This is a genomic window from Pseudomonas sp. ef1, from assembly GCF_007293365.2.
GTDB lineage: Bacteria > Pseudomonadota > Gammaproteobacteria > Pseudomonadales > Pseudomonadaceae > Aquipseudomonas > Aquipseudomonas siliginis.
On sequence record NZ_CM129815.1, the window covers coordinates 663,470 to 684,947 of the forward strand.

Genomic DNA, 21,478 nt, shown 5'->3' on the forward strand with positions numbered 1-21,478 from the left:
AAACCTCAGTCGGCCAGTGCAGCCTTCTGCAGTTCGAAGATCTCGTTCATGCCTTTCTTCGCCAGTTCCAGCATGGCGTTCAAGTCTTCAGGCTGGAACGGCGCGCCTTCTGCGGTGCCCTGCACTTCGATGAAGCCGCCGGTGCTGGTCATCACTACGTTCAGGTCGGTTTCAGCAGCGGAATCTTCAAGATAGTCCAGATCCAGTACTGGCTCGCCTTGATACATGCCCACCGAGACCGCACCGATCATCTGCTTGAGCGGGTCACCGCCTTTCAGGCCGCCGCGCTTCTTGATCACTTTCAGGGCATCGACCAGCGCAACCATGGCGCCGGTGATGGACGCGGTGCGAGTACCGCCATCGGCCTGTATCACGTCGCAATCGACATACAGGGTCACGTCGCCAAGCTTGGACATATCCAGCGCCGCGCGCAGGGAGCGGCCGATCAGACGCTGGATTTCCAGAGTACGACCGCCCTGCTTGCCACGGCTGGCCTCACGCTGGTTACGCTCGCCGGTGGCGCGCGGCAGCATGCCGTACTCGGCAGTCAACCAGCCCTGGCCCTGGCCTTTGAGGAAACGCGGCACGCCATTTTCGACGCTGACGGTGCAGATGACTTTGGTATCACCGAATTCGACCAGTACGGATCCCTCGGCGTGTTTGGTGTAGTTGCGGGTGATGCGGATCGAGCGGAGCTGATCGGCAGCGCGACCACTTGGACGTTTCATAGGGATACCTGTACTGAGGACGGAAAACTGCCGAGCATTATAGAGCCCTGCACCGCGAGTGGGCACTGGTTAAAACCGCCGGCCGACGACCGAAGCCACTCAAGCGCGCATAACCGACGGGCTGCAGCGCTTTGTCACACCGTGTGTTTGGGCGCATTCGCCGCACTGCGCTACAATCCTGCGCCTTTGCTGCCAGTCGGCTTAAATTCATTGAAATCGCGCCTGCGAAACAGCGTTTCGCGCCGATCTGCATTGCGAGGTCACCGCCATGGTGCACAGCATGACCGCCTTCGCCCGCGTCGAGAAAGCCGGCGTTCAGGGCACCCTGAGCTGGGAACTGCGCTCGGTCAACAGCCGCTATCTGGAACCGCACCTGCGCTTGCCCGAATCGTTTCGCGACCTCGAAGGCGCCGTGCGTGAAGCGCTGCGTCAGGGTCTGTCGCGGGGCAAACTGGAATGCACGCTGCGCTTCACCGAAGAAAGCACCGGCAAACCGCTGCAAGTGGACCGCGAACGCGCCGCACAACTGGTTGCCGCTGCGGAAACCGTTGCCGGGCTGATCAAGAATCCCGCCGCGCTGAATCCGCTGGAAGTGCTGGCCTGGCCCGGCGTGCTGGTCGCCGATGCGACCGACCCGCAGGCGCTGAACGCCGAAGCGCTGGCGCTGTTCAATCAGGGTTTGAAGGATCTTAAGGCTGGCCGCGAGCGCGAAGGCGCGGAGCTGGCTCGTCTGATCAACGACCGCCTGACCTCCATCGAAGAGGACGTGGTGACCCTGCGTGAACTGGTGCCGCAGATGCTCGCCACCCAGCGCCAGAAGGTCCTCGATCGCTTCGCCGACATGAAGGCCGAGCTCGACCCGCAGCGCCTGGAACAGGAAATGGTCATCCTCGCGCAAAAAAGCGACGTGGCCGAAGAACTGGATCGCCTGAGCACCCACATCATCGAAGTTCGCCGGGTGCTCAAGTCCGGTGGTGCCGCCGGGCGGCGTCTGGACTTCCTGATGCAGGAGCTCAACCGCGAAGCCAACACACTCGGCTCCAAAGCCTTCGACCCGCGCAGCACCCAGGCCGCCGTCAACCTCAAGGTGTTGATCGAGCAGATGCGCGAACAAGTGCAGAATATTGAGTAAGGCTACCCTGACATGACCCAACACACCGGCACCCTGTACATCATTTCCGCGCCATCGGGCGCGGGCAAGAGCAGTCTGGTCAAGGCGTTGACCGACGCCGACCCGGAGATTCGCGTTTCCGTTTCGCACACCACCCGCGCCATGCGCCCGGGCGAAGTGGATGGCGTGAACTACCACTTCGTGACCCGCGAAGAGTTCGTGAAGATGGGCGAGCACGGCGACTTCCTTGAACGCGCCGAAGTCTTCGGCAATTTCTACGGTACCTCGCAAAGCCGCCTGCAGCAGACGCTGGACGAAGGTCACGACCTGATTCTGGAAATCGACTGGCAGGGCGCCGAGCAAGTGCGCAAGCTGATGCCGCAAGCGCGCTCGATCTTCATCCTGCCGCCGTCGCTGCAAGCGTTGCACCAGCGCCTGACCAATCGTGGCCAGGACAGCGACGAGATTATCGACGGCCGCATGCGCGAAGCGGTCAGCGAGATGAGCCATTACGTCGATTACGATTACCTGATCATCAACGACGATTTCGCTCACGCGCTGGACGATCTGAAAGCGATTTTCCGCGCCAATCAGTTGCAACAGAAGCGCCAGCAAGTGCGTTTCGGCAAATTACTGGCTGAATTGCTCGGTTAAAACAGCACTTCCCAAAATGCCTGCAAGCGCTTTACATTGGTGCTTGCAGCGCGTTGAAGGGTCTGGTCAAAAAATCAGCGCTTCCCTAATCGCTGGTGATTTTTTAAACTGCTCAGTCCGCTCGCCCAACCGGGCAGCGCGCATATTGCATTCGCTCCGAGGAATACCATGGCCCGCGTAACCGTTGAAGACTGCCTAGAACACGTGGAAAACCGCTTTGAGCTGGTCATGCTCTCTACCAAGCGTGCCCGTCAACTGGCCACCGGCGGCAAAGAGCCATTGGTGCAGTGGGAAAACGACAAGCCGACCGTTGTCGCGCTGCGTGAAATTGCTGAAGGCCTGATGAGCTACGAGTTCATCGCCGAGCAGGAAATCGTCCAGGATGAACCGCTGTTCGCAGCGTTCGAGGACGAGTCGAACGAGGCCGTCTAAGCCTATGCCTGGTCGACGTAGCACGGCGCGGGGTCACAGCTTTCGGCAGGAATCATCATGCCGAGCATAGACGCCCTCGCCGATCGCTTATCGACCTACCTCGGCAACGACCAGGTCAACCTGGTCCGCCGAGCGTATTTCTACGCCGAACAAGCCCATGACGGTCAACGCCGTCGCAGCGGCGAGGCGTATGTCACGCATCCTCTTGCCGTGGCCAATATTCTTGCCGACATGCACATGGACCATCAGAGCCTGATGGCCGCGATGCTGCATGACGTGATCGAAGACACCGGTATCGCCAAGGAAGCGCTGCAAGCGCAGTTTGGTGAAACCGTGGCCGAACTGGTCGACGGGGTCAGCAAACTGACCCAGATGAATTTCGAGACCAAGGCCGAAGCGCAGGCGGAAAACTTCCAGAAAATGGCCATGGCCATGGCGCGCGACATCCGGGTGATCCTGGTCAAGCTCGCCGACCGCCTGCACAACATGCGCACGCTGGAAGTGCTGTCCGGCGAAAAACGCCGGCGCATCGCCAAGGAAACTCTCGAGATCTACGCGCCCATTGCCAACCGGCTGGGCATGCACGCGATCCGCATCGAATTCGAAGACCTCGGCTTCAAGGCCATGCACCCGATGCGTTCCGCGCGGATCTACCAGGCGGTCAAGCGCGCCCGGGGCAACCGCAAGGAAATCGTTAACAAGATCGAAGAGTCCCTCGGTCACTGCCTCGCCATCGACGGCATCCAGGGCGAAGTCAGCGGTCGGCAGAAACACCTCTACGGCATCTACAAGAAAATGCGCGGCAAGCGTCGGGCCTTCAACGAGATCATGGACGTTTACGCGTTCCGGATCATCGTCGACAAGGTCGATACCTGCTACCGCGTATTGGGTGCTGTGCATAATTTGTACAAACCGTTGCCAGGGCGTTTCAAGGATTACATCGCGATCCCCAAGGCCAACGGCTATCAGTCGCTGCACACCACGCTGTTCGGCATGCACGGTGTACCGATCGAGATCCAGATCCGTACCCGCGAAATGGAAGAGATGGCCAACAACGGCATCGCCGCCCATTGGCTGTACAAATCCAGCGGTGACGAGCAACCGAAAGGCACGCACGCCCGCGCTCGCCAGTGGGTCAAAGGCGTGCTGGAAATGCAGCAACGCGCCGGCAACTCGCTGGAATTCATCGAAAGCGTGAAGATCGACCTGTTCCCGGACGAGGTCTACGTGTTCACGCCCAAAGGCCGGATCATGGAGCTGCCAAAAGGCTCCACGGCGGTCGACTTTGCCTACGCAGTGCACACCGATGTCGGCAACAGCTGCATCGCCTGCCGGATCAACCGTCGTCTCGCGCCGCTGTCCGAACCGCTGCAAAGCGGCTCCACGGTCGAGATTGTCAGCGCCCCCGGCGCACGGCCGAACCCGGCGTGGCTCAACTTCGTGGTCACCGGCAAGGCACGCACACATATTCGTCATGCACTGAAACTGCAGCGCCGCTCCGAGTCCATCAGCCTCGGCGAACGCCTGCTGAACAAGGTGCTCAACGGTTTCGACAGCTCCCTGGAGAAGATCCCGGCAGAGCGCGTCAAAGCAATGCTTACCGAGTACCGCCTCGAACTGATCGAAGACCTGCTCGAAGACATCGGCCTGGGCAACCGCATGGCCTATGTCGTTGCCCGTCGCCTGCTCGGCGAAGGTGAGCAGCTGCCGAGCCCGGAAGGTCCGCTGGCGATTCGCGGCACCGAGGGCCTGGTGCTCAGCTACGCCAAGTGCTGTACACCGATCCCGGGCGACCCGATTGTCGGGCACCTGTCGGCGGGCAAAGGCATGGTCGTGCACCTGGACAACTGCCGCAACATCAGCGAAATCAGGCACAACCCGGAAAAATGCATCCAGCTCTCGTGGGCCAAGGATGTCACCGGCGAATTCAACGTCGAGCTGCGCGTCGAGCTGGAACACCAGCGCGGCCTGATCGCCCTGCTCGCCAGCAGCGTCAACGCGGCCGACGGCAATATCGAGAAAATCAGCATGGACGAACGCGATGGTCGCATCAGCGTCGTGCAGTTGGTGGTCAGCGTCCACGACCGTGTGCACCTGGCCCGCGTGATCAAGAAACTGCGCGCCTTGACCGGGGTGATCCGCATCACCCGCATGCGCGCATAACCTGCCTATTACAAGGAGTCCTACATGACCAAAACCGTCATCACCAGCGACAAGGCCCCGGCCGCCATCGGTACTTACTCCCAGGCGATCAAGGCAGGCAACACCGTTTACATGTCGGGCCAGATTCCTCTGGACCCAAAAACCATGGAACTGGTTGAGGGCTTCGAAGCCCAGACCGTCCAGGTCTTCGAGAACCTCAAAGCCGTGGCCGAAGCGGCCGGCGGTTCGTTCAAGGACATCGTCAAACTGAACATCTTCCTCACCGACCTGAGCCACTTCGCCAAGGTCAACGAGATCATGGGCAAGTACTTCGACCAGCCATACCCGGCCCGCGCCGCCATTGGCGTGGCCGCCCTGCCGAAGGGTGCGCAGGTTGAAATGGATGCCATTCTGGTCATCGAGTGATGCGCACGGCGCGGCCTTCACGCCGCGCCGACTGCTGCAAGAAAAGGTTTTGAAAGGATTTCACCATGCGCAAAGCGCTAGCTCTCTCGCTGCTCGCCCTGTTTCTCGGCGGCTGCGCCAGCGACCCTGCCGACCGTGACATCAGCGGCACCTGGATCAACCAGGTGGCGATCGATGCCGCCGCCAAGGGCGGTCCCCTGCGTGAAGCGCTGCAGGCTTACGGTCCGAATCTGGAGTGGGACGTCAACACCAAGGCCGGTCAGGCCCGCTATACCAACGGTTTTGAGAACGTCGAAGGACGGCTGCTGGGCGAAGAGTCCGGCGCCTGGAAAGTCGACTTTTATGGCAGCTCCGCCAGCGAACTGAAACGCGATGGCGGGCGCCTGCAACAAGCCGCCAGCGACAACGAACCCGAACAAGTCTTCGATCGCGCACAGATCCCCGTGCCGGAAGGCGCGCCAATCGGTGCCAGCTTCGAACGCGCGCTCTACTCAGCATACCTGGGCGGCAACTGGACCATCGCCAGCGGCCAGGGTGAAGGCGGCACCGTGCAGTTCCAGGCCGACGGCCAGGTGACCGGCCTGCCGGGCGTTGACCGTTATGCCTTGTGTCTGGCCGGCGATTGCGCGTCGATGAGCAATGGCAACGACAGCATGTGGCTGCAACTCAATGGCCAGGGCAATAACTGGATCTTTGTGCGCAAGGGCAAGGAACTGGAGATTTTGCAGGCAGTGAACGCTGCGCTGGCGGATGAGCAACCGCAGTTTGCCGCGGGTGAGCGCAAGTGGTTGCTGGAAAAGCAGTAACCCGCTTCCGAAACCTCAGAAGATCAAATGTGGGAGCGAGCCTGCTCGCGAACGCGGTGGGTCAGTCGAACTGATAATGACTGACATACCGCATTCGCGAGCAGGCTCGCTCCCACAGTGGTTTTTGTGTTGCTGAAAATTCAGCAATTACCTTCAAGAATCGCTGCGTAGCCTTCACGATAGCTGGGATACTTCGGCACCCAGCCCAACGCTTTCGCCCGCGCATTGCTGCAACGCTTGCTGCCGGTGCGCCGCACACTGGCGTCGTCCGCCCATTCAGTCACACCCAGGTACTCGCGCAACCAGCCCACCACTTCGGCCAAAGGCGCAGGCGCGTCATCCACACCGATATAGAGCTCGTCCAGCTTGACGCCCTCGCGGTCTTTTTCCAGCAAGAACGCCAGCAGCCCCGCTGCATCATCGGCATGAATACGATTGCCATACAGCGGTGGCTCTGTAGCCACGCGATAGCCGCGACGCACCTGAGTCAGCAGCCACTCGCGGCCCGGGCCGTAAATGCCGGTCAGGCGCAGCACGCTTGCCGGGATGCCGCTATTGAGCGCGACCTGCTCGGCTTCGAGCATCAAGCGACCTGAATATCCGGCCGCGACCGTCTCGGAGGTCTCATCCACCCATGCTCCATCCTGCTGGCCGTACACGCTGCTGCTCGACACGAAGATCAGCCGCTCGGGCACTTGCCCATAGTCACCCAGCCAGCTCAGCACATTCTGCAAACCCTGCACGTAGGCCTTGCGATAGCCCTCTTCGTCGTGATCGGTAGCCGCAGCGCAATACACCAGATAATCGACAGCGCCTACCGGCCAGGTCGCCGGGCACTCTTCGCTGAACAGGTCGCCGGCGACGCCGATGACACCCTCCGGCAGCTTGGAAACGTCGCGGCGCAGGCCATGAACCTGCCAGCCAGCCGCCAGCAATTGCGTGGCCAGACGACTGCCGACATCACCACAACCGGCAATCAAAACAGAAGGCGCGGACATCAGAAAACTCCCATCAGAAAGGCACAGACTAGCTCTGGCACAGGACGAACGGCTAGCAATGAAGGAAAAAAAGTTACTCTATTACTTTTGTTAACAAGAATTACTTGCAATAATGCACGCCACTTTTGTTCTCGGCCTCACGAGGCCTGGAAGAGCAACAACGTTTTTCTATCTCAGGTCCGGCCAGCATGACACGTAATCAAACTCCCGCTTCGCCAACCACTCGACCTCGCGCCTGGAGCGCCGTCGCGGCTCTGTTGCTCAGCCTGATGCTGGCACCGACCGCCGCCTTCGCCGACGCTCAAGCACCCGCCACCCCAGCCGCCACCGAGCAGAGCGCACCCGCTGCCGCTCCGGCTGCACCAGCCGCCACCGATCCGGTGCAGGCTGTCGACGCCGCTGACGCACCTGAAGCCCTCGAAGCCGACAACACCTTGGGCATGGCCCACGACCTTTCGCCGTGGGGTATGTACCAGAACGCCGACATCATCGTGAAAATCGTGATGATCGGTCTGGCCATCGCTTCGATCATCACCTGGACTATCTGGATCGCCAAAGGCTTCGAGCTGATGGGCGCCAAGCGTCGTCTGCGTGGCGAAATCGCTGCACTGAAAAAAGCCACCACCCTTAAAGAAGCAAGTGCCACGGCCGGCAAGGAAGGCACCCTCGCCAACCTGCTGGTGCACGACGCGCTCGAAGAGATGCGCCTGTCGGTCAACAGCCGCGAGAAAGAAGGCATCAAGGAACGCGTCAGCTTCCGCCTCGAGCGCCTCGTTGCTGCCTGCGGTCGCAACATGAGCAGCGGCACCGGCGTCCTCGCCACCATCGGTTCGACCGCACCGTTCGTGGGTCTGTTCGGTACCGTGTGGGGCATCATGAACTCGTTCATCGGCATCGCCAAAACCCAGACCACCAACCTCGCCGTTGTCGCACCGGGTATCGCTGAAGCCCTGCTGGCCACTGCACTGGGTCTGGTTGCGGCGATCCCTGCGGTGGTGATCTACAACGTCTTCGCCCGTTCCATCGCCGGTTACAAGGCGCAGGTCTCCGATGCCTCGGCAGAAGTCCTGCTGCTGGTCAGCCGCGATCTCGACCACCAGCCTGAGCGCAGCTCGCAGCCGCACATGGTTAAAGTGGGGTAATCGGCCATGGGCCTGCATTTGAAAGAAGGCGCAGACGACGATCTGGCCGAGAACCACGAAATCAACGTCACGCCGTTCATCGACGTGATGCTGGTGCTGTTGATCATCTTCATGGTGGCCGCGCCGTTGGCCACTGTGGACATCAAAGTCGACCTGCCGGCCTCGACCGCCAAACCGGCGCCGCGGCCAGAGAAACCGGTGTTCCTCAGTGTGAAAGCGGACCAGCGCCTGTTCCTCGGTGACGACGAAGTGAAAGCCGAAACCCTTGGCGCTACCCTCGACGCCAAGACCCAGGGCAAGAAAGACACCACCATCTTCTTCCAGGCCGACAAAGGCGTGGATTACGGCGACCTGATGAGCGTGATGGACAGCCTGCGCGCCGCCGGTTACCTGAAGGTCGGTCTGGTCGGACTTGAGACGGCAGCCAAGAAATGATCACGACGCGCCATAAGCTGACGCGTTACAGCGGTAGCCTGGCCGTGGTGCTGGGCGTGCACGCGCTGGCCATCGCGCTGGCGCTGAACTGGACCGCCCGCCCGCCCATCGAATTGCCGCCGCAGGCAATGATGGTCGAGCTGGCCCCGTTGCCTGCCCCGCCACCGCCGGCTCCGCCGAAAGTCGTCACACCGCCGCAGCCACCGGCTCCGGTTGAAGAGTTGCCGATCCCGAAACTGGCTGAAGCACCGAAGGCGGAAATCGCGGTACCCAAACCCAAGCCTAAGCCCAAGCCGAAACCGCCAAAGCCGGTGGAGAAGAAGCTGCCTGATCCGCCAAAGGAAAAACCTTCCGAGGAGAAACCGGCCGATACTCAACCGACCCAGGCGCCAACGGAGAAATCCGCCCAGCCTGCACCAGGTCCGTCGCCGGCTCAGTTGGCAGCCAAGGCCAGTTGGCAAGGTACCCTGCTCGCGCATTTGCAGAAGTACAAAAAGTACCCGCAGAGTGCGCAGTCGCGGGGCAAGGAAGGCTTGAATCGTCTGCGCTTCGTGGTTGATGGCGAAGGTAATGTGCTGTCGTTCGAACTGGTGGGCCGCTCTGGCAACGCTGATCTGGACCGGGCCACCCTGGACATGATCCGCCGCGCGCAACCGTTGCCCAAGCCGCCGGCCGACATGCTCAATAACGGCTCGATCGAAATTGTTGCACCGTTTGTTTATTCGCTGGAACGCCGCCGCTAAGAAGCACCGCAATACCTGTGGGAGCTGGCTTGCCAGCTCCCACAAGGTTCTCCGCCAGCCGAGAGAACCAAGCCAAGAGGCACCGAAAGGTGCCTTTTGCATATCTGCCAGCGGCAAACCGACCTCGACCGGTGTCGCACTCAGCCCGCAGTCTGATAACGTGCGTCTATCGATTGCAGCCGGTATGCTTGGCGCGCATCTTCATGGACGCTTGCTATGACCCTCACAGAATTACGCTACATCGTTACCCTCGCCCAAGAGCAGCATTTCGGCCATGCCGCCGAGCGTTGCCACGTCAGTCAGCCGACGCTGTCGGTGGGCGTGAAAAAACTTGAAGACGAACTCGGTGTGCTGATTTTCGAGCGCAGCAAAAGCGCCGTGCGCCTGACCCCGGTCGGCGAGGGCATCGTCGCCCAGGCGCAGAAAGTCCTCGAACAAGCCCAGGGCATCCGTGAACTGGCCCAGGCCGGCAAGAACCAGCTGACCGCACCGCTGAAAGTCGGCGCCATCTACACCGTCGGCCCGTACCTGTTCCCGCATCTGATTCCACAACTGCACCGGGTCGCCCCGCAGATGCCGTTGTACATCGAAGAAAACTTTACCCACGTGCTGCGCGACAAACTGCGCAACGGCGAGCTCGACGCGATCATCATCGCCCTGCCGTTCAATGAAGCCGACGTGCTGACCCTGCCGCTTTACGACGAGCCGTTCTACGTGCTCATGCCGGCCCAGCATCCGTGGACCAAGAAAGAATCCATCGACGCCGGCCTGCTCAACGACAAGAGCCTGCTGCTGCTCGGTGAAGGTCACTGTTTCCGCGATCAGGTGCTCGAAGCCTGCCCGACCCTGACCAAAGGCAACGACGGCGCCAAGCACACCACGGTAGAATCCAGCTCGCTGGAAACCATTCGCCACATGGTCGCGTCCGGCCTGGGCATCTCGATCCTGCCGCTGTCGGCGGTGGACAGCCATCACTACGCCCCCGGCGTGATCGAAGTGCGCCCACTGACCGCGCCGGTGCCGTTCCGCACCGTGGCGATCGCCTGGCGCGCGAGCTTCCCACGGCCGAAAGCCATCGAGATCCTCGCCGACTCCATTCGCCTGTGCTCGGTGGCCAAGCCAGCGGCGCCGGTTACGGCCGGTTAAGCGAGCGTCATGACGGAGCTGTCGCAAGTGTCGGTGACGGCACTCAAGGGTGTCGGCGAAGCCATGGCCGAGAAACTGGCCAAGGTCGGCCTCGAGAATCTGCAGGACGTGCTCTTCCACTTGCCGCTGCGTTATCAGGATCGCACCCGCGTGGTGCCGATCGGCGCATTGCGACCGGGGCAGGACGCCGTGGTCGAAGGCACCGTCAGCGGTGCCGACGTGGTCATGGGTCGCCGCCGCAGTCTGGTCGTGCGCTTGCAGGACGGCACCGGCGGGCTGAGCCTGCGCTTCTACCATTTCAGCAACGCGCAGAAGGAAGGGCTCAAGCGTGGCACGCGGGTTCGCTGCTACGGCGAAGCCCGGCCCGGCGCCTCAGGCCTGGAAATCTACCACCCCGAATACCGCGCCATCACCGGCGACGAACCGCCGCCAGTGGATGAAACCCTGACCCCGGTCTACCCGCTCACCGAAGGCCTGACCCAGCAGCGCCTGCGCCAGCTGTGCATGCAGACCCTGACACTGCTCAAGCCGAGCACCCTGCCGGACTGGCTGCCGACCGAACTGGCCCGCGACTACCAACTGGCGCCGCTGGCCGACGCGATCCGTTACCTGCACAACCCGCCCGCCGATGCCGATGTCGATGAACTCGCCCTTGGCCATCACTGGGCGCAGCATCGCCTGGCTTTCGAAGAACTGCTCACGCATCAACTGTCGCAACAGCGTCTGCGCGAAAGCATGCGTTCACTGCGCGCGCCGGCGATGCCGAAAGCCACAAAGCTGCCACCGAAATACCTGAAAAACCTCGGCTTCAACCCGACCGGCGCGCAACAGCGCGTCGGCAACGAAATCGCCTACGACCTCAGTCAGCACGAACCGATGCTGCGGCTGATTCAGGGTGACGTTGGCGCGGGGAAGACCGTGGTTGCCGCCCTCGCCGCACTGCAAGCGCTGGAGGCCGGTTATCAAGTCGCGCTGATGGCGCCGACCGAGATCCTCGCCGAACAACACTTCATCACCTTCAAGCGCTGGCTCGAACCGCTTGGCATTGAAGTCGCGTGGCTGGCCGGCAAGCTCAAAGGCAAAAACCGCGTCGCCGCGCTGGAGCAGATCGCCAGCGGAACACCAATGGTGGTCGGCACCCACGCGCTGTTCCAGGACGAAGTACAGTTCAAGAACCTCGCACTGGTGATCATCGACGAACAGCACCGCTTCGGCGTGCAACAGCGTCTGGCGCTGCGGCAGAAAGGCGTTGGCGGGCGCATGTGCCCGCACCAACTAATCATGACCGCCACGCCGATTCCACGCACATTGGCGATGAGTGCCTACGCCGACCTCGACACCTCGATCCTCGATGAATTGCCGCCCGGGCGTACCCCGGTCAACACCGTGCTGGTCACCGACACCCGCCGCGTCGAAGTCATCGAACGCGTACGCAGCGCCTGCGCTGAGGGTCGTCAGGCCTATTGGGTGTGTACGCTGATTGAAGAATCGGAAGAGCTGACCTGCCAGGCCGCCGAAACCACGTTTGAAGACCTCACCGCCGCCCTCGGCGAATTGAAAGTCGGGCTGATTCACGGGCGCATGAAACCGGTAGAGAAAGCCGCCGTCATGGCCGAGTTCAAGGCCGGCAACCTGCAACTGCTGGTCGCGACCACGGTGATCGAAGTCGGCGTCGACGTGCCCAACGCCAGCCTGATGATCATCGAAAACCCCGAGCGCCTCGGCCTCGCACAGTTGCACCAGTTGCGTGGTCGCGTCGGCCGGGGCAGCGCCGCCAGTCATTGCGTGCTGCTCTACCACCCGCCGCTGTCGCAGATCGGCCGCCAGCGCCTGGGCATCATGCGCGAGACCAACGACGGTTTCGTCATCGCCGAAAAAGACCTCGAATTGCGCGGCCCCGGGGAAATGCTCGGCACCCGCCAGACCGGCCTGCTGCAATTCAAGGTCGCCGACCTGATGCGCGACGCCGATTTATTGCCCGCCGTGCGCGATGCTGCCCAGGCTTTGCTGGAGCGCTGGCCGACCCACGTCAGCCCATTGCTTGACCGTTGGCTGCGGCATGGGCAGCAATACGGCCAAGTGTGAGCACCGTCGCAGTTTGTGCAGGATCGTTCCTACAGAGCTGGTTATACTCCTGCCATTGTTTCAAAAACGGATACAGACCATGACCGAAGCTGCTCTCGTCCCCGAATCTCCGCAAGCTCCGTCTGTTATTCGGCTGCTGCTCAACAAGCTGGGCGTTGCCTACGAAGAAGTGCTCGACCACCACGGCCTCAATGCCTCGCGCAAAGTGCAGGCCGTGTTGCTGGACGACGCCGTGGGCGCGTTGATGGTGCTGTTTCCACAGAGCCAGTTGCTGGATCTCAATCGCCTCGCCGAACTCACTGGTCGCCGCCTCACAGCCGTGTCCACCGAGCGCCTGGAGAAGATGCTCGGCAAACACAATCTGAGCCTGCTCCCAGGCCTGCCGGCGCTAACCAGTTCGCCGTGCCTCTACGAAGAAAGCCTGCTGCGCGAGCCGAAGCTGCTGATCAACTCCGGCGAGCCGGGCCTGCTGCTGGAAATCAGCAGCGAAGACTTCAAATCGATGCTGACCAAGGCCAGCGCCGCCAACTTCGGCGAAGCCCTGAGCAGCATCCGCCCGAACCTCGACCGCCCGGACGATGACCGCGAGGAAATCACCCAGGCCGTGCAGGCGTTCACCGCGCGGCGCATTCAGCAGCGTCTGGAAGCGACCATCGAGATTCCGCCGCTGGCCGAAACCGCGCAAAAAATCATCAAGCTGCGCGTTGACCCCAATGCCACCATCGACGACATCACCGGCGTGGTTGAAACCGACCCGGCGCTGGCCGCGCAAGTGGTGAGCTGGGCGGCGTCGCCGTACTACGCCTCGCCGGGCAAGATTCGTTCGGTGGAAGACGCGATCGTCCGCGTGTTGGGCTTCGATCTGGTGATCAACCTCGCGCTGGGCCTGGCCCTCGGCAAGACCCTGAGCCTGCCGAAAGACCATCCGCAACACACCACGCCGTACTGGCAGCAGTCGATCTACACCGCCGCCGTCATCGAAGGCCTGACCCGCGCCATGCCGCGCGCCCAGCGCCCGGAAGCCGGCCTGACGTATCTGGCCGGTCTGCTGCATAACTTCGGTTACCTGCTGCTGGCCCACGTGTTTCCGCCGCACTTCTCGCTGATCTGCCGCCACCTGGAGGTCAACCCGCACCTGTGCCACAGCTACATCGAGCAACACCTGCTCGGTATCAGCCGTGAACAGATCGGCTCGTGGCTGATGCGCTACTGGGACATGCCGGATGAACTGGCCACCGCCCTGCGCTTCCAGCACGACCCAAGCTACGACGGCGCCTACGCCGAATACCCGAACCTCGTCTGCCTGGCCGTACGCCTGCTGCGCAGTCGTGGCATTGGCTCCGGGCCGGATGAAGATATTCCGGATGCCCTGCTCGAACGCGTTGGTTTGAGCCGTGACAAAGCCAACGATGTCGTCAGCAAAGTGCTTGAGGCTGAAGTGCTGCTGCGTGAACTGGCTTCGCAGTTCAGCCAGGCCTGAAAAGCTTCGCGGGCAAGCCCGCTCCCACAAGATCGATGCGATCTTCAGGAGCGGGTGCGTTGCGGCCAACTGTTGATTATTGGCGTAATCAACCGCGGTACCGAATCACCCAGCCCTGCGGGTTCGGGAAGCTTCCAATGAAATACCCTCCCACTACAATTCGGCCGTCCGCCAGTACCGTCATGTCATGAAGAGCCTCCAGGACCCCGGCCTCGTCGAAGATGCTGAACCCTGTGCCGTTGAATGACAGGTCCGGTGTTCCGTCCGCCAAAAACTTCGCCGTGATCGCACTCGGATCATCGTCGGTGACTCCGATTCCGGTGTTGCCGCTGACGACGATTGAACCGTCAGGTCGCGCTAAACAGCGCAACCATCTCAAACCTTGCGGGACAAAGTCGGATAACAACGGCTTACCATTATTGAATACGAGATTGTAGGAACCTTTGGATGTGAGTACCGCAATCACTCCACGCATGCCACCGTCCCTTACGGCAGCCCCTGCAAGAACAATCTTGCTATCCACAATTGAAATGGCGGACAGGTGGATATCATCCTCACCAGAGATGATCACGACGCCGTTACCGCTCTCGCCGAATGACCTGTCGATCTTGCCGTTAGCGTCGAATCGAATGACGTAAGCGCCCGAAGATGGCCCGCTATAGCTGCCACCAACCACCACAGCGCCGTCAGGTTGATGCGCGACCAGCTGCGCAGAACTGTGTTGGTATGCAATGCCAGCGAGCTCGACAAGCGCGAAACCCGTGCCATTGAACGTGGTGTCGTCGGAGCCATCCGCATTGAGCCGCATGACGATGCCGCTCACACGGCCAGCGTCGTCTTCGACGGAGCCGACCAGCAGGATTTTCTCGTCTTGCCGCAAGACATTGTCGCCATGACCCGCGCTCCCCATCTGCGCATAAGGAAGGTAACGCACACCCTGTTCAGCAAAATTGTGATCCAGCCGTCCATCTTTGTCTTGTTTCACGACAACCAGCCCGGCAGAAACATCAGGCCCATTGTTCTGGTACTCGGCACGAACGAGCCAACCGCCATCCGGGAACGGCGTCAACTCGAGCATCGAGTGCATATACAAACCGTCCTTGAGTGAAATCTCGACGAATCCTGTCTTGTCATCACCAAAACCGAGGTCCATTTGGCCGTCCTCCAGAAGCCGGGCGATCAGCGTTTCCAGGCCATCGTTGCGTCGACGAACAGCCACCAGCAACTTGTTGTCCGGCAGAGCCAATACCGCTCTTACGTCAAACTCAGACAATCCTCCAAGCGGAAATCTGACAATGCCGTTTTCGCCAAAAGACGGATCAAAATTCAGCGTGCCACTCGTCAGGTTTGCGCTTAGATAGCGAGTGATCCAGCCATCCACCCGGGAAGGGTCAGAAAGGCTGGTGTGGGTCATGGACACCACTATCCGACCGTCCTCCATGATTGCCAGATCATGAGGAAACACTGGCCCCGCTACGTTATCGAAGAGCGTATAGCCAATACCGTTGAAGGCCGTGTCCAGCTTGCCGTCTGCGAGAAAGCGCGCGGTAATTACCGCGGAATCACCGGCTCCAACGACAATGATCGAGCCGTCGAGCTGTGATGTATGCCGCCACGTCAATCCGTCTGGCAGTAACGGGGAAAACAGAGGCTGGCCATTATTGAATACAAGATTGGATGCTCCACTGGCGTTCAGCACAACCACCAACCCGCCATGGACGTTCTTTTGCCAGGCGTCACCCACCGCAACGATCCTGCCATCACTTTCGCGCACCGAAACAGCGTTCAAAGAGCTCTCGCCATCCTCGTCGAAAATCAGCTTCGCCTGGCCGTTGTTGAAATCCTTATCCAGCTTCCCCGCTACGTCCAAACGTGCCAGAAAAACTCCGGAGGCTGTCTCACCACTCTGAAAAACGCCGCAAACCAATACTTTGCCATCGGCTTGAACAGCGATAGCGCCGGCGGTGCTCGAGGTGGCACCGACATCCACCAAGACGTACCCCGCGCCGTCAAATGATGGATCGAGCGAGCCGTTTGCCAAAAGACGCATCACGACGGGCGATGGCCATGGCTCATCGATCAGGAGAAAGTGGAGCAGGACAATTTTGCCATCGGCCTGCTGAACTGCAGAGCCGGTAGAGGCATTTGCAGCGGGGGACTTTTGACTTGACTTCGCCCCTGCCGACGACGCAAGCGTGGAGCCCGGGATCGTGTAGAAAGAAAATAAACTCACGCCTTTATCGCCGAACGAATCGTCCAGCTCACCGTTGCCTTTCAAGCGGATCATTGCTTGGCCAGCGTCGACGGCTTTCTGCGTGAAGTATTGAACGCGCACCAGCCAGCCGCCGTCCGGCAACGCATCGAGTCCAAACACGGTGCTGATGCTAGCGCCGTTTATAGATATCTCGACGAAACCCGTGTCATGGCTTCCGAAGGACTTGTCGAGCGTCCCGTCTTCGTTCAATCGGGCGATGGCTAGCAGCGCGTCACTTCCTTCCAGAGGAAGTGCGACCAATAACTTCCCGTCGGGAAGGGCCAAAACAGCTGCAGCCTCAAGGCTCGCAATGCCCGGTATCGGCAACTTCAATAAACCATTCAGGGCGAAAGAGGGATCGGGGGTACCTGGGGTGGTCAAGTCCTGAGCCTGAGTCATGTTCTTGCTCCATCAAGTGCGTGGCGTCCTTTCGGGACCGGAGCTTGAGTAGAGCATCGCGAAGATGAGCAAAGCACCTGACAGAAATGACAGTACGACCGTCTTTACAGGCCTGAATAACGACTTTGCGAGCCAAAGAACGCTCGATCCTTCATCGTGCTTCGCTTGAAGCCAACCTGAAAAAATCTCAAGCCTTGGCCTTCGCCTTCCTCGGCTTCAAATACTTCATCAACCCCTGAAACCACATCACCAGCGCCGGATTACCCTTCAACTGGATCGACTTGTCCTGAATCCCCTGCATAAACGCCAACTGCTTGTTCTTCGCCTGCATCGTGGCAAAGCCATAACCCGCGTCTTTAAACGCAATCGCAAACGCCGGCTCCGCCACCACGCCAGACTTGCTGGTGATGCGCTGATCCTTGACCACGAAATGCCGCGCCACTTTCCCGTCCAGCGTCTGCAACTGAAACACCAGATCCTTGTCACCCAACTGCTGCTGGAACGCAGGATTTGTCCGGCTGGCCTTACCCATCAACAAACCCATCATCCACAGGAGAAAACGAAATTTCATGCGCACAGCCTCAAAAGGATAATAAACGGCCGGGGCAGTGTAAGGGATTCGGACGATAACGCCAGTATCTGACTCTTTTGGAAGAGGATGCAGACCAGTTCCCGCACGATGACTGCCAAGTCACGATTCAGCGCTCGCCCCTGATCGTTCCCCCGCTCCGCGTGGGAAGGCATCCCGAGACGCTCCGCGTCTCACCACTCACCTTCCCTACCACTGTTGAAACACATCCCTGTAGGAGCTGGCGAAGCCTGCGATCTTTTGATCTTCCGGACTGCGAATCTATGGGAAATTTCCTGCAAAGTGCGGGGCTGTCCGTGAACTAGGCGAGCTTGAAGATCACCGATAGGCTTCCTGCGTCATCGGGTATTCGGTGACCGGATGTGCAAGTCCGAATTCGGGAGCATTTTCTTCTTACTCCAAGGGATTTACACCGATGACCAATTCAACTACCAGCACCGAGGACACCTCCCCCTACGAATCCTTCGATTCAAGAAAACTACATGAAGCCGCCGAACGCGCCCTCGATCACCAGTTCTGCAAACCCGACCTCCCTCAGGCCCCACGCCGCGAAGGCCTGTTCAGCCTGAACCCGGACATCGACGCCGAAGCCCTCCTGGCCAACGCCTCGGAAGATCTGCTGTCCATCAGCATCATCGCTGCGGATCTTGCGGACGACATAGATGGCTCCCGCCGCTCGGTTGCATTGGCATTGAGTAGAATAGCGGACGGGGTCAGATTGATGGTGGAAGGGACGCTTGATCACATTGAAGTGCGAAGCGTGGCGGCCAAGCCGTAGCGAGATTGGTGAATGAAAAAAAAGGGGACGTTAAGTCCCCTTTTTGAATATTCCCTGCTTCACCACTGGCAACCTGTTTCAGGTTTCGCATCCACGTTGTAATCGTTTTCAAACGAATACTTCTTTGCAGACTTGTAATTCGTATACGTCATCGCATCAACCCGGCCACCCTGAGTGACCATCTGATACTCACCTGTCAGTGCGCCATCAACTACTTCAACCCAAGTTGTCGTGTACTGGTAGGGCCGGCCATACACGAGTTCTTCTTGTTCAGTACTGCGATGAACCAGCCCGATTGCCTTTTTCGACTTGCTGTACTTGACGCCAGCACCGCTCCATTTGGCGACAGAGTCGTAATAGGTTCGGAATTCAAAATTTATGGGTTTGCCTTCGTAGGAGCGAAAGCAAAAAACCCCGGTCGTGACCTCGCTATGAGCCGCCAGAGGAACGAAAACGAGCATCGCGGAAAACAATGCAGACGAAAATTTCAAACCAAACATTCCTTTAGCGGTTCATGGGTAATTGAAAGCGCATCCTCACCACGCAGTAGGCGACGTCTTCACGCAACAGACGGCTAGCCATCTGGCAGTGCCCTTCTGCGTACTTCTTCCAAAGCGGATCATCGAATTGATCCCCTCCCAGCCGCTCGATTGAGGCCGCTAAATTTCTCTCACGATCCTTCCCTGCAATCGCGGATGCCGCTTTGTAAAAACCATCCAGCAGTAAACCCGTCTGTAGAGCGATCAACTCTCCCAGCCGAGCATTGGTCGTCTGCACCAGACACCCAAGCCTCTCGATTGGCGCCTCAGCACCCGGCAACGCAGCTTGGTAAAGCTCTTCGCAAAACGACTCTTTGAAGCGCACCCAGTTCTTTTGCACATCTCTCAGGTGGCTTTGCTCCGCAGGAGCCAGAGTCGACAGCGCTTTTTTGTATTGCTCGTTCAAGACACCATCGACTTTCTTGAAGGTTTGCTGGCCGCAGGTGATCAAGTCCGGGTTGGACAAACTGTCTGGGTTGCACGCTTCTCCAGCAAACAATGCGGATGAAGCAGCAGAGAGCAAGCAACCGAGAAGAATCGAAAATACTTTCACGCTGTTACTCCTTCCTTTGACGGTCATGTCTGTACAGCCAAAACAGCGGCGGCAACAACACCAACAGAGCTAAACCATCCAGCCACACGTGCGACCAGACCTGCTGTTGCGCCGAGAGCCACATGTCCTGCGGCGCCCATAACAGGATGCCGGCGATCAACCAGCCCCAGACTGCCGGCACTTTGAGGCTATTGCCCAGATGCACCAATGCGAGCATGTACAGCGAATAACTTTGCAGCGTCGCGCCGAACAGCGCGAGCCACCAGACTTGTTGTTCGTGGCCGGCCAAAGGGACCGCATCGGCACCCCAGAACGACAGTTCGAGGATTCGCAGGTAGCCATCGAGAAAGCCGGAGTCACCAGCCCAGGTCAGGGTAAGACCGGCGAGGATGTGCGTGATCGCAGCGGCATATAGCCAAAGCACCAACGCAGGGCGAAGCGAGGAAAAAGGGGCTGGCATTCCGTATCCTGAGCGCGTTCCTTGGGGGTGGGAAGTTTAAAGGAATGCGCAGGGTTTCGGGGGTTGTCAGTAGCAGTAGCTGGGTTTGATTGGTGTGGTCGAGTTTTTCTTTAACTCATCCAAACGATTGATCGATCCTTTACTTCCCTTTGCCGCGCCCATTTCATAACAGGCCACAGCACGGGACAAATCCTTGGTCACCAGTTCCCCCCGCTCGAAAGCGGAGCCTAAAGCACCCAACGCGTGGACGCTGCCCATGGTCGCAGCCCGGATCATTGATTCTTCAGCCAACGCTGGATGTTGGCATGAACCTGTTCCAGCCAATGTGTTGCCGTCGCAGTAATAGAGCGAGAGCATCAGTGCGCCTTCGGGCGAAGTAGCCGCTGCAGCTTTGATCAACGCCTCCAATTTATTCGTTGGCAACTGCGGCGCCATGCCCGAAAGGCTCAAACTTGCTGCACTCAAACTGGATTCCGGATCTCCGGAACGCGCTGCGCAAAGGTCATTTTCCAGTGACGCCTCGAAAAGCTCTGCAGTGAGACGGTACTGCTCCAGTCCTCCCAAATTACCGAAGGCGTTGGCACGTTGGCGGCAGAAATTCTCCTCAACACTCAACTTGGGCTTGCTCGCCACTATCAAGTCTTTCTCACTAATCGACCAATCCTCAACCCCCTCAAGCACCCAACATGCCTGACGAGAGAAGTTGAAGATCTTGATATTGCTGTTACCCGCCCGTTTATCCACAACGTTGACGTGATTGTCATCGACCTCTTCGATCTCGACTCCAGGTGTCTTGCCGGGTGTGATTGCAGCCATCAGCGGATAGGTGAACGTTGTTCCACTAACACCCGAGGTCGAAGGCTCAAAGGTGCTTCGATCCTTCCCAGCTACCGGTTTCAATACCAGCGAATTAACCGTCATTGCGGTAAGACGGCGTTGTGATTCGCTATTGGCGGAAAACGCTGTCAGGAAAGCAGGAAACTCCTCCGAAGGACAAGCGCCGCTGGCCGGCGCCGTCGAAGCGCTCTTGTCGGATGCTAAAGCAGGGACAATCTTGTCCAGATACGCCGAACGCTCTCGGCTCATCCTGGCGATGCAAGAGTTAACGGCGAACACATGCGCCGGCATCCCCGTCTCGATTTCGAATGTCTCCAAAGGGCAGTTCGCATCGCGCAACTTCAACCACGCACGTTGCGACTCTTTGACCTTCGCGGCGTACTCCGCGCCCAATGCCGGATCTGCTCGATAGTCAGACTCAAGCCGCGTCATCAACTGCTTGTAACTGACATTCAACTGCGCATCGGCAGCCTTCTTCGCCGCCTCCGAGCACGGCACCATTTCCAGACTTGAGGTGACTTGGCTGCAGTCGTCCTGCGCATAGGCAGCTGAAGCCGGTAGCAGTACGGCGAGCAGGGTTAAAACAAAACGGTTCACTGTGTTCATCCTTGAGTCATTCAGGTTTTGCGTTTGGTGAATCGGGTGATGCATTGCTTGGGTATGTTCATTTCCCAGTAAGTGCTGAGCAACGCTTTGCGTTTTTTGTCGACGCGCAGGTTAACGAAGCCATCGCCGCAGTCC

At 59.5% G+C, this 21,478-nt stretch carries 21 protein-coding genes; 13 read left to right on the forward strand and 8 right to left on the reverse strand.

Annotated features, from left to right (window positions below):
- Positions 1-5: 5 nt before the first annotated feature.
- Positions 6-728, reverse strand: a complete 723-nt coding sequence (rph, locus tag FEE99_RS03230) for a ribonuclease PH (protein ID WP_027610407.1) — start codon at positions 726-728, stop codon at positions 6-8.
- 268 nt (positions 729-996) lie between these two features.
- Between rph and FEE99_RS03235 the strand changes: the two genes are divergently transcribed.
- From FEE99_RS03235 to FEE99_RS03260, 6 genes are all read left to right on the forward strand, one after another.
- On the forward strand, positions 997-1,860 hold the full coding sequence (locus tag FEE99_RS03235; protein ID WP_016770639.1) for a YicC/YloC family endoribonuclease: 864 nt from the start codon (positions 997-999) through the stop codon (positions 1,858-1,860).
- 12 nt (positions 1,861-1,872) lie between these two features.
- Positions 1,873-2,493 (forward strand): guanylate kinase, encoded by a 621-nt coding sequence (gene gmk, locus FEE99_RS03240; protein ID WP_039757364.1) that lies wholly within the window; start codon positions 1,873-1,875, stop codon positions 2,491-2,493.
- A 168-nt stretch (positions 2,494-2,661) separates the two neighbouring features.
- The gene (rpoZ, locus tag FEE99_RS03245) at positions 2,662-2,925 is read left to right on the forward strand and encodes a DNA-directed RNA polymerase subunit omega (protein ID WP_008030604.1); all 264 of its coding nucleotides are present in this window, start codon (positions 2,662-2,664) and stop codon (positions 2,923-2,925) included.
- Between the two features lie 57 nt (positions 2,926-2,982).
- Complete coding sequence (spoT, locus tag FEE99_RS03250) at positions 2,983-5,088, forward strand: bifunctional GTP diphosphokinase/guanosine-3',5'-bis pyrophosphate 3'-pyrophosphohydrolase (RefSeq protein ID WP_007920338.1); 2,106 nt, start codon at positions 2,983-2,985, stop codon at positions 5,086-5,088.
- Positions 5,089-5,112: 24 nt separating this feature from the next.
- On the forward strand, positions 5,113-5,493 hold the full coding sequence (locus FEE99_RS03255; protein WP_014340863.1) for a RidA family protein: 381 nt from the start codon (positions 5,113-5,115) through the stop codon (positions 5,491-5,493).
- Between the two features lie 65 nt (positions 5,494-5,558).
- A complete protein-coding gene (locus FEE99_RS03260; RefSeq protein WP_024014801.1) occupies positions 5,559-6,299 on the forward strand; it encodes a hypothetical protein in 741 nt (246 codons plus the stop codon).
- A 140-nt stretch (positions 6,300-6,439) separates the two neighbouring features.
- Here the strand turns inward: FEE99_RS03260 and FEE99_RS03265 are convergent, their stop codons facing one another.
- Positions 6,440-7,297: an SDR family oxidoreductase gene (locus tag FEE99_RS03265; RefSeq protein ID WP_041476630.1), complete on the reverse strand. Its 858-nt coding sequence runs from the start codon at positions 7,295-7,297 to the stop codon at positions 6,440-6,442.
- Positions 7,298-7,485: 188 nt separating this feature from the next.
- Here FEE99_RS03265 and exbB point away from each other — a divergent pair, with 188 nt between their 5' ends.
- From exbB to FEE99_RS03295, 6 genes are all read left to right on the forward strand, one after another.
- Entirely contained in the window at positions 7,486-8,439 is a 954-nt protein-coding gene (gene exbB, locus FEE99_RS03270) for a tonB-system energizer ExbB (protein WP_041476629.1), read from the forward strand.
- 6 nt (positions 8,440-8,445) lie between these two features.
- On the forward strand, positions 8,446-8,874 hold the full coding sequence (exbD, locus tag FEE99_RS03275; protein WP_016772535.1) for a TonB system transport protein ExbD: 429 nt from the start codon (positions 8,446-8,448) through the stop codon (positions 8,872-8,874).
- Entirely contained in the window at positions 8,871-9,617 is a 747-nt protein-coding gene (locus FEE99_RS03280) for a TonB family protein (RefSeq protein WP_041476628.1), read from the forward strand. The genes exbD and FEE99_RS03280 overlap by 4 nt, the downstream gene beginning before the upstream one ends.
- Positions 9,618-9,833: 216 nt before the next feature.
- A complete protein-coding gene (locus FEE99_RS03285) occupies positions 9,834-10,763 on the forward strand; it encodes a hydrogen peroxide-inducible genes activator (protein ID WP_024014805.1) in 930 nt (309 codons plus the stop codon).
- Between the two features lie 9 nt (positions 10,764-10,772).
- On the forward strand, positions 10,773-12,848 hold the full coding sequence (recG, locus tag FEE99_RS03290; RefSeq protein WP_041476627.1) for an ATP-dependent DNA helicase RecG: 2,076 nt from the start codon (positions 10,773-10,775) through the stop codon (positions 12,846-12,848).
- 79 nt (positions 12,849-12,927) lie between these two features.
- Positions 12,928-14,328 (forward strand): aminoacyl-tRNA deacylase and HDOD domain-containing protein, encoded by a 1,401-nt coding sequence (locus FEE99_RS03295; protein ID WP_041476626.1) that lies wholly within the window; start codon positions 12,928-12,930, stop codon positions 14,326-14,328.
- An 88-nt stretch (positions 14,329-14,416) separates the two neighbouring features.
- On the opposite strand, the gene FEE99_RS03300 is transcribed toward FEE99_RS03295, so the two are convergent.
- On the reverse strand, positions 14,417-16,981 hold the full coding sequence (locus tag FEE99_RS03300; RefSeq protein ID WP_041476625.1) for a hypothetical protein: 2,565 nt from the start codon (positions 16,979-16,981) through the stop codon (positions 14,417-14,419).
- Positions 16,982-17,168: 187 nt separating this feature from the next.
- On the reverse strand, positions 17,169-17,552 hold the full coding sequence (locus FEE99_RS03305) for a hypothetical protein (RefSeq protein WP_007920327.1): 384 nt from the start codon (positions 17,550-17,552) through the stop codon (positions 17,169-17,171).
- 433 nt (positions 17,553-17,985) lie between these two features.
- On the opposite strand from FEE99_RS03305, the gene FEE99_RS03310 reads away from it, so the two are divergent.
- The gene (locus FEE99_RS03310) at positions 17,986-18,348 is read left to right on the forward strand and encodes a DUF6124 family protein (protein ID WP_041476624.1); all 363 of its coding nucleotides are present in this window, start codon (positions 17,986-17,988) and stop codon (positions 18,346-18,348) included.
- 59 nt (positions 18,349-18,407) lie between these two features.
- On the opposite strand, the gene FEE99_RS03315 is transcribed toward FEE99_RS03310, so the two are convergent.
- From FEE99_RS03315 to FEE99_RS03330, 4 genes are all read right to left on the reverse strand, one after another.
- On the reverse strand, positions 18,408-18,839 hold the full coding sequence (locus tag FEE99_RS03315) for a hypothetical protein (protein ID WP_081932362.1): 432 nt from the start codon (positions 18,837-18,839) through the stop codon (positions 18,408-18,410).
- A gap of 13 nt (positions 18,840-18,852) precedes the next feature.
- Positions 18,853-19,440 (reverse strand): lysozyme inhibitor LprI family protein, encoded by a 588-nt coding sequence (locus FEE99_RS03320; RefSeq protein ID WP_237143798.1) that lies wholly within the window; start codon positions 19,438-19,440, stop codon positions 18,853-18,855.
- A gap of 4 nt (positions 19,441-19,444) precedes the next feature.
- Entirely contained in the window at positions 19,445-19,900 is a 456-nt protein-coding gene (locus FEE99_RS03325; RefSeq protein ID WP_041476622.1) for a hypothetical protein, read from the reverse strand.
- Positions 19,901-19,966: 66 nt separating this feature from the next.
- Entirely contained in the window at positions 19,967-21,334 is a 1,368-nt protein-coding gene (locus FEE99_RS03330; protein ID WP_041476666.1) for a lysozyme inhibitor LprI family protein, read from the reverse strand.
- Positions 21,335-21,478 lie beyond the last annotated feature (144 nt).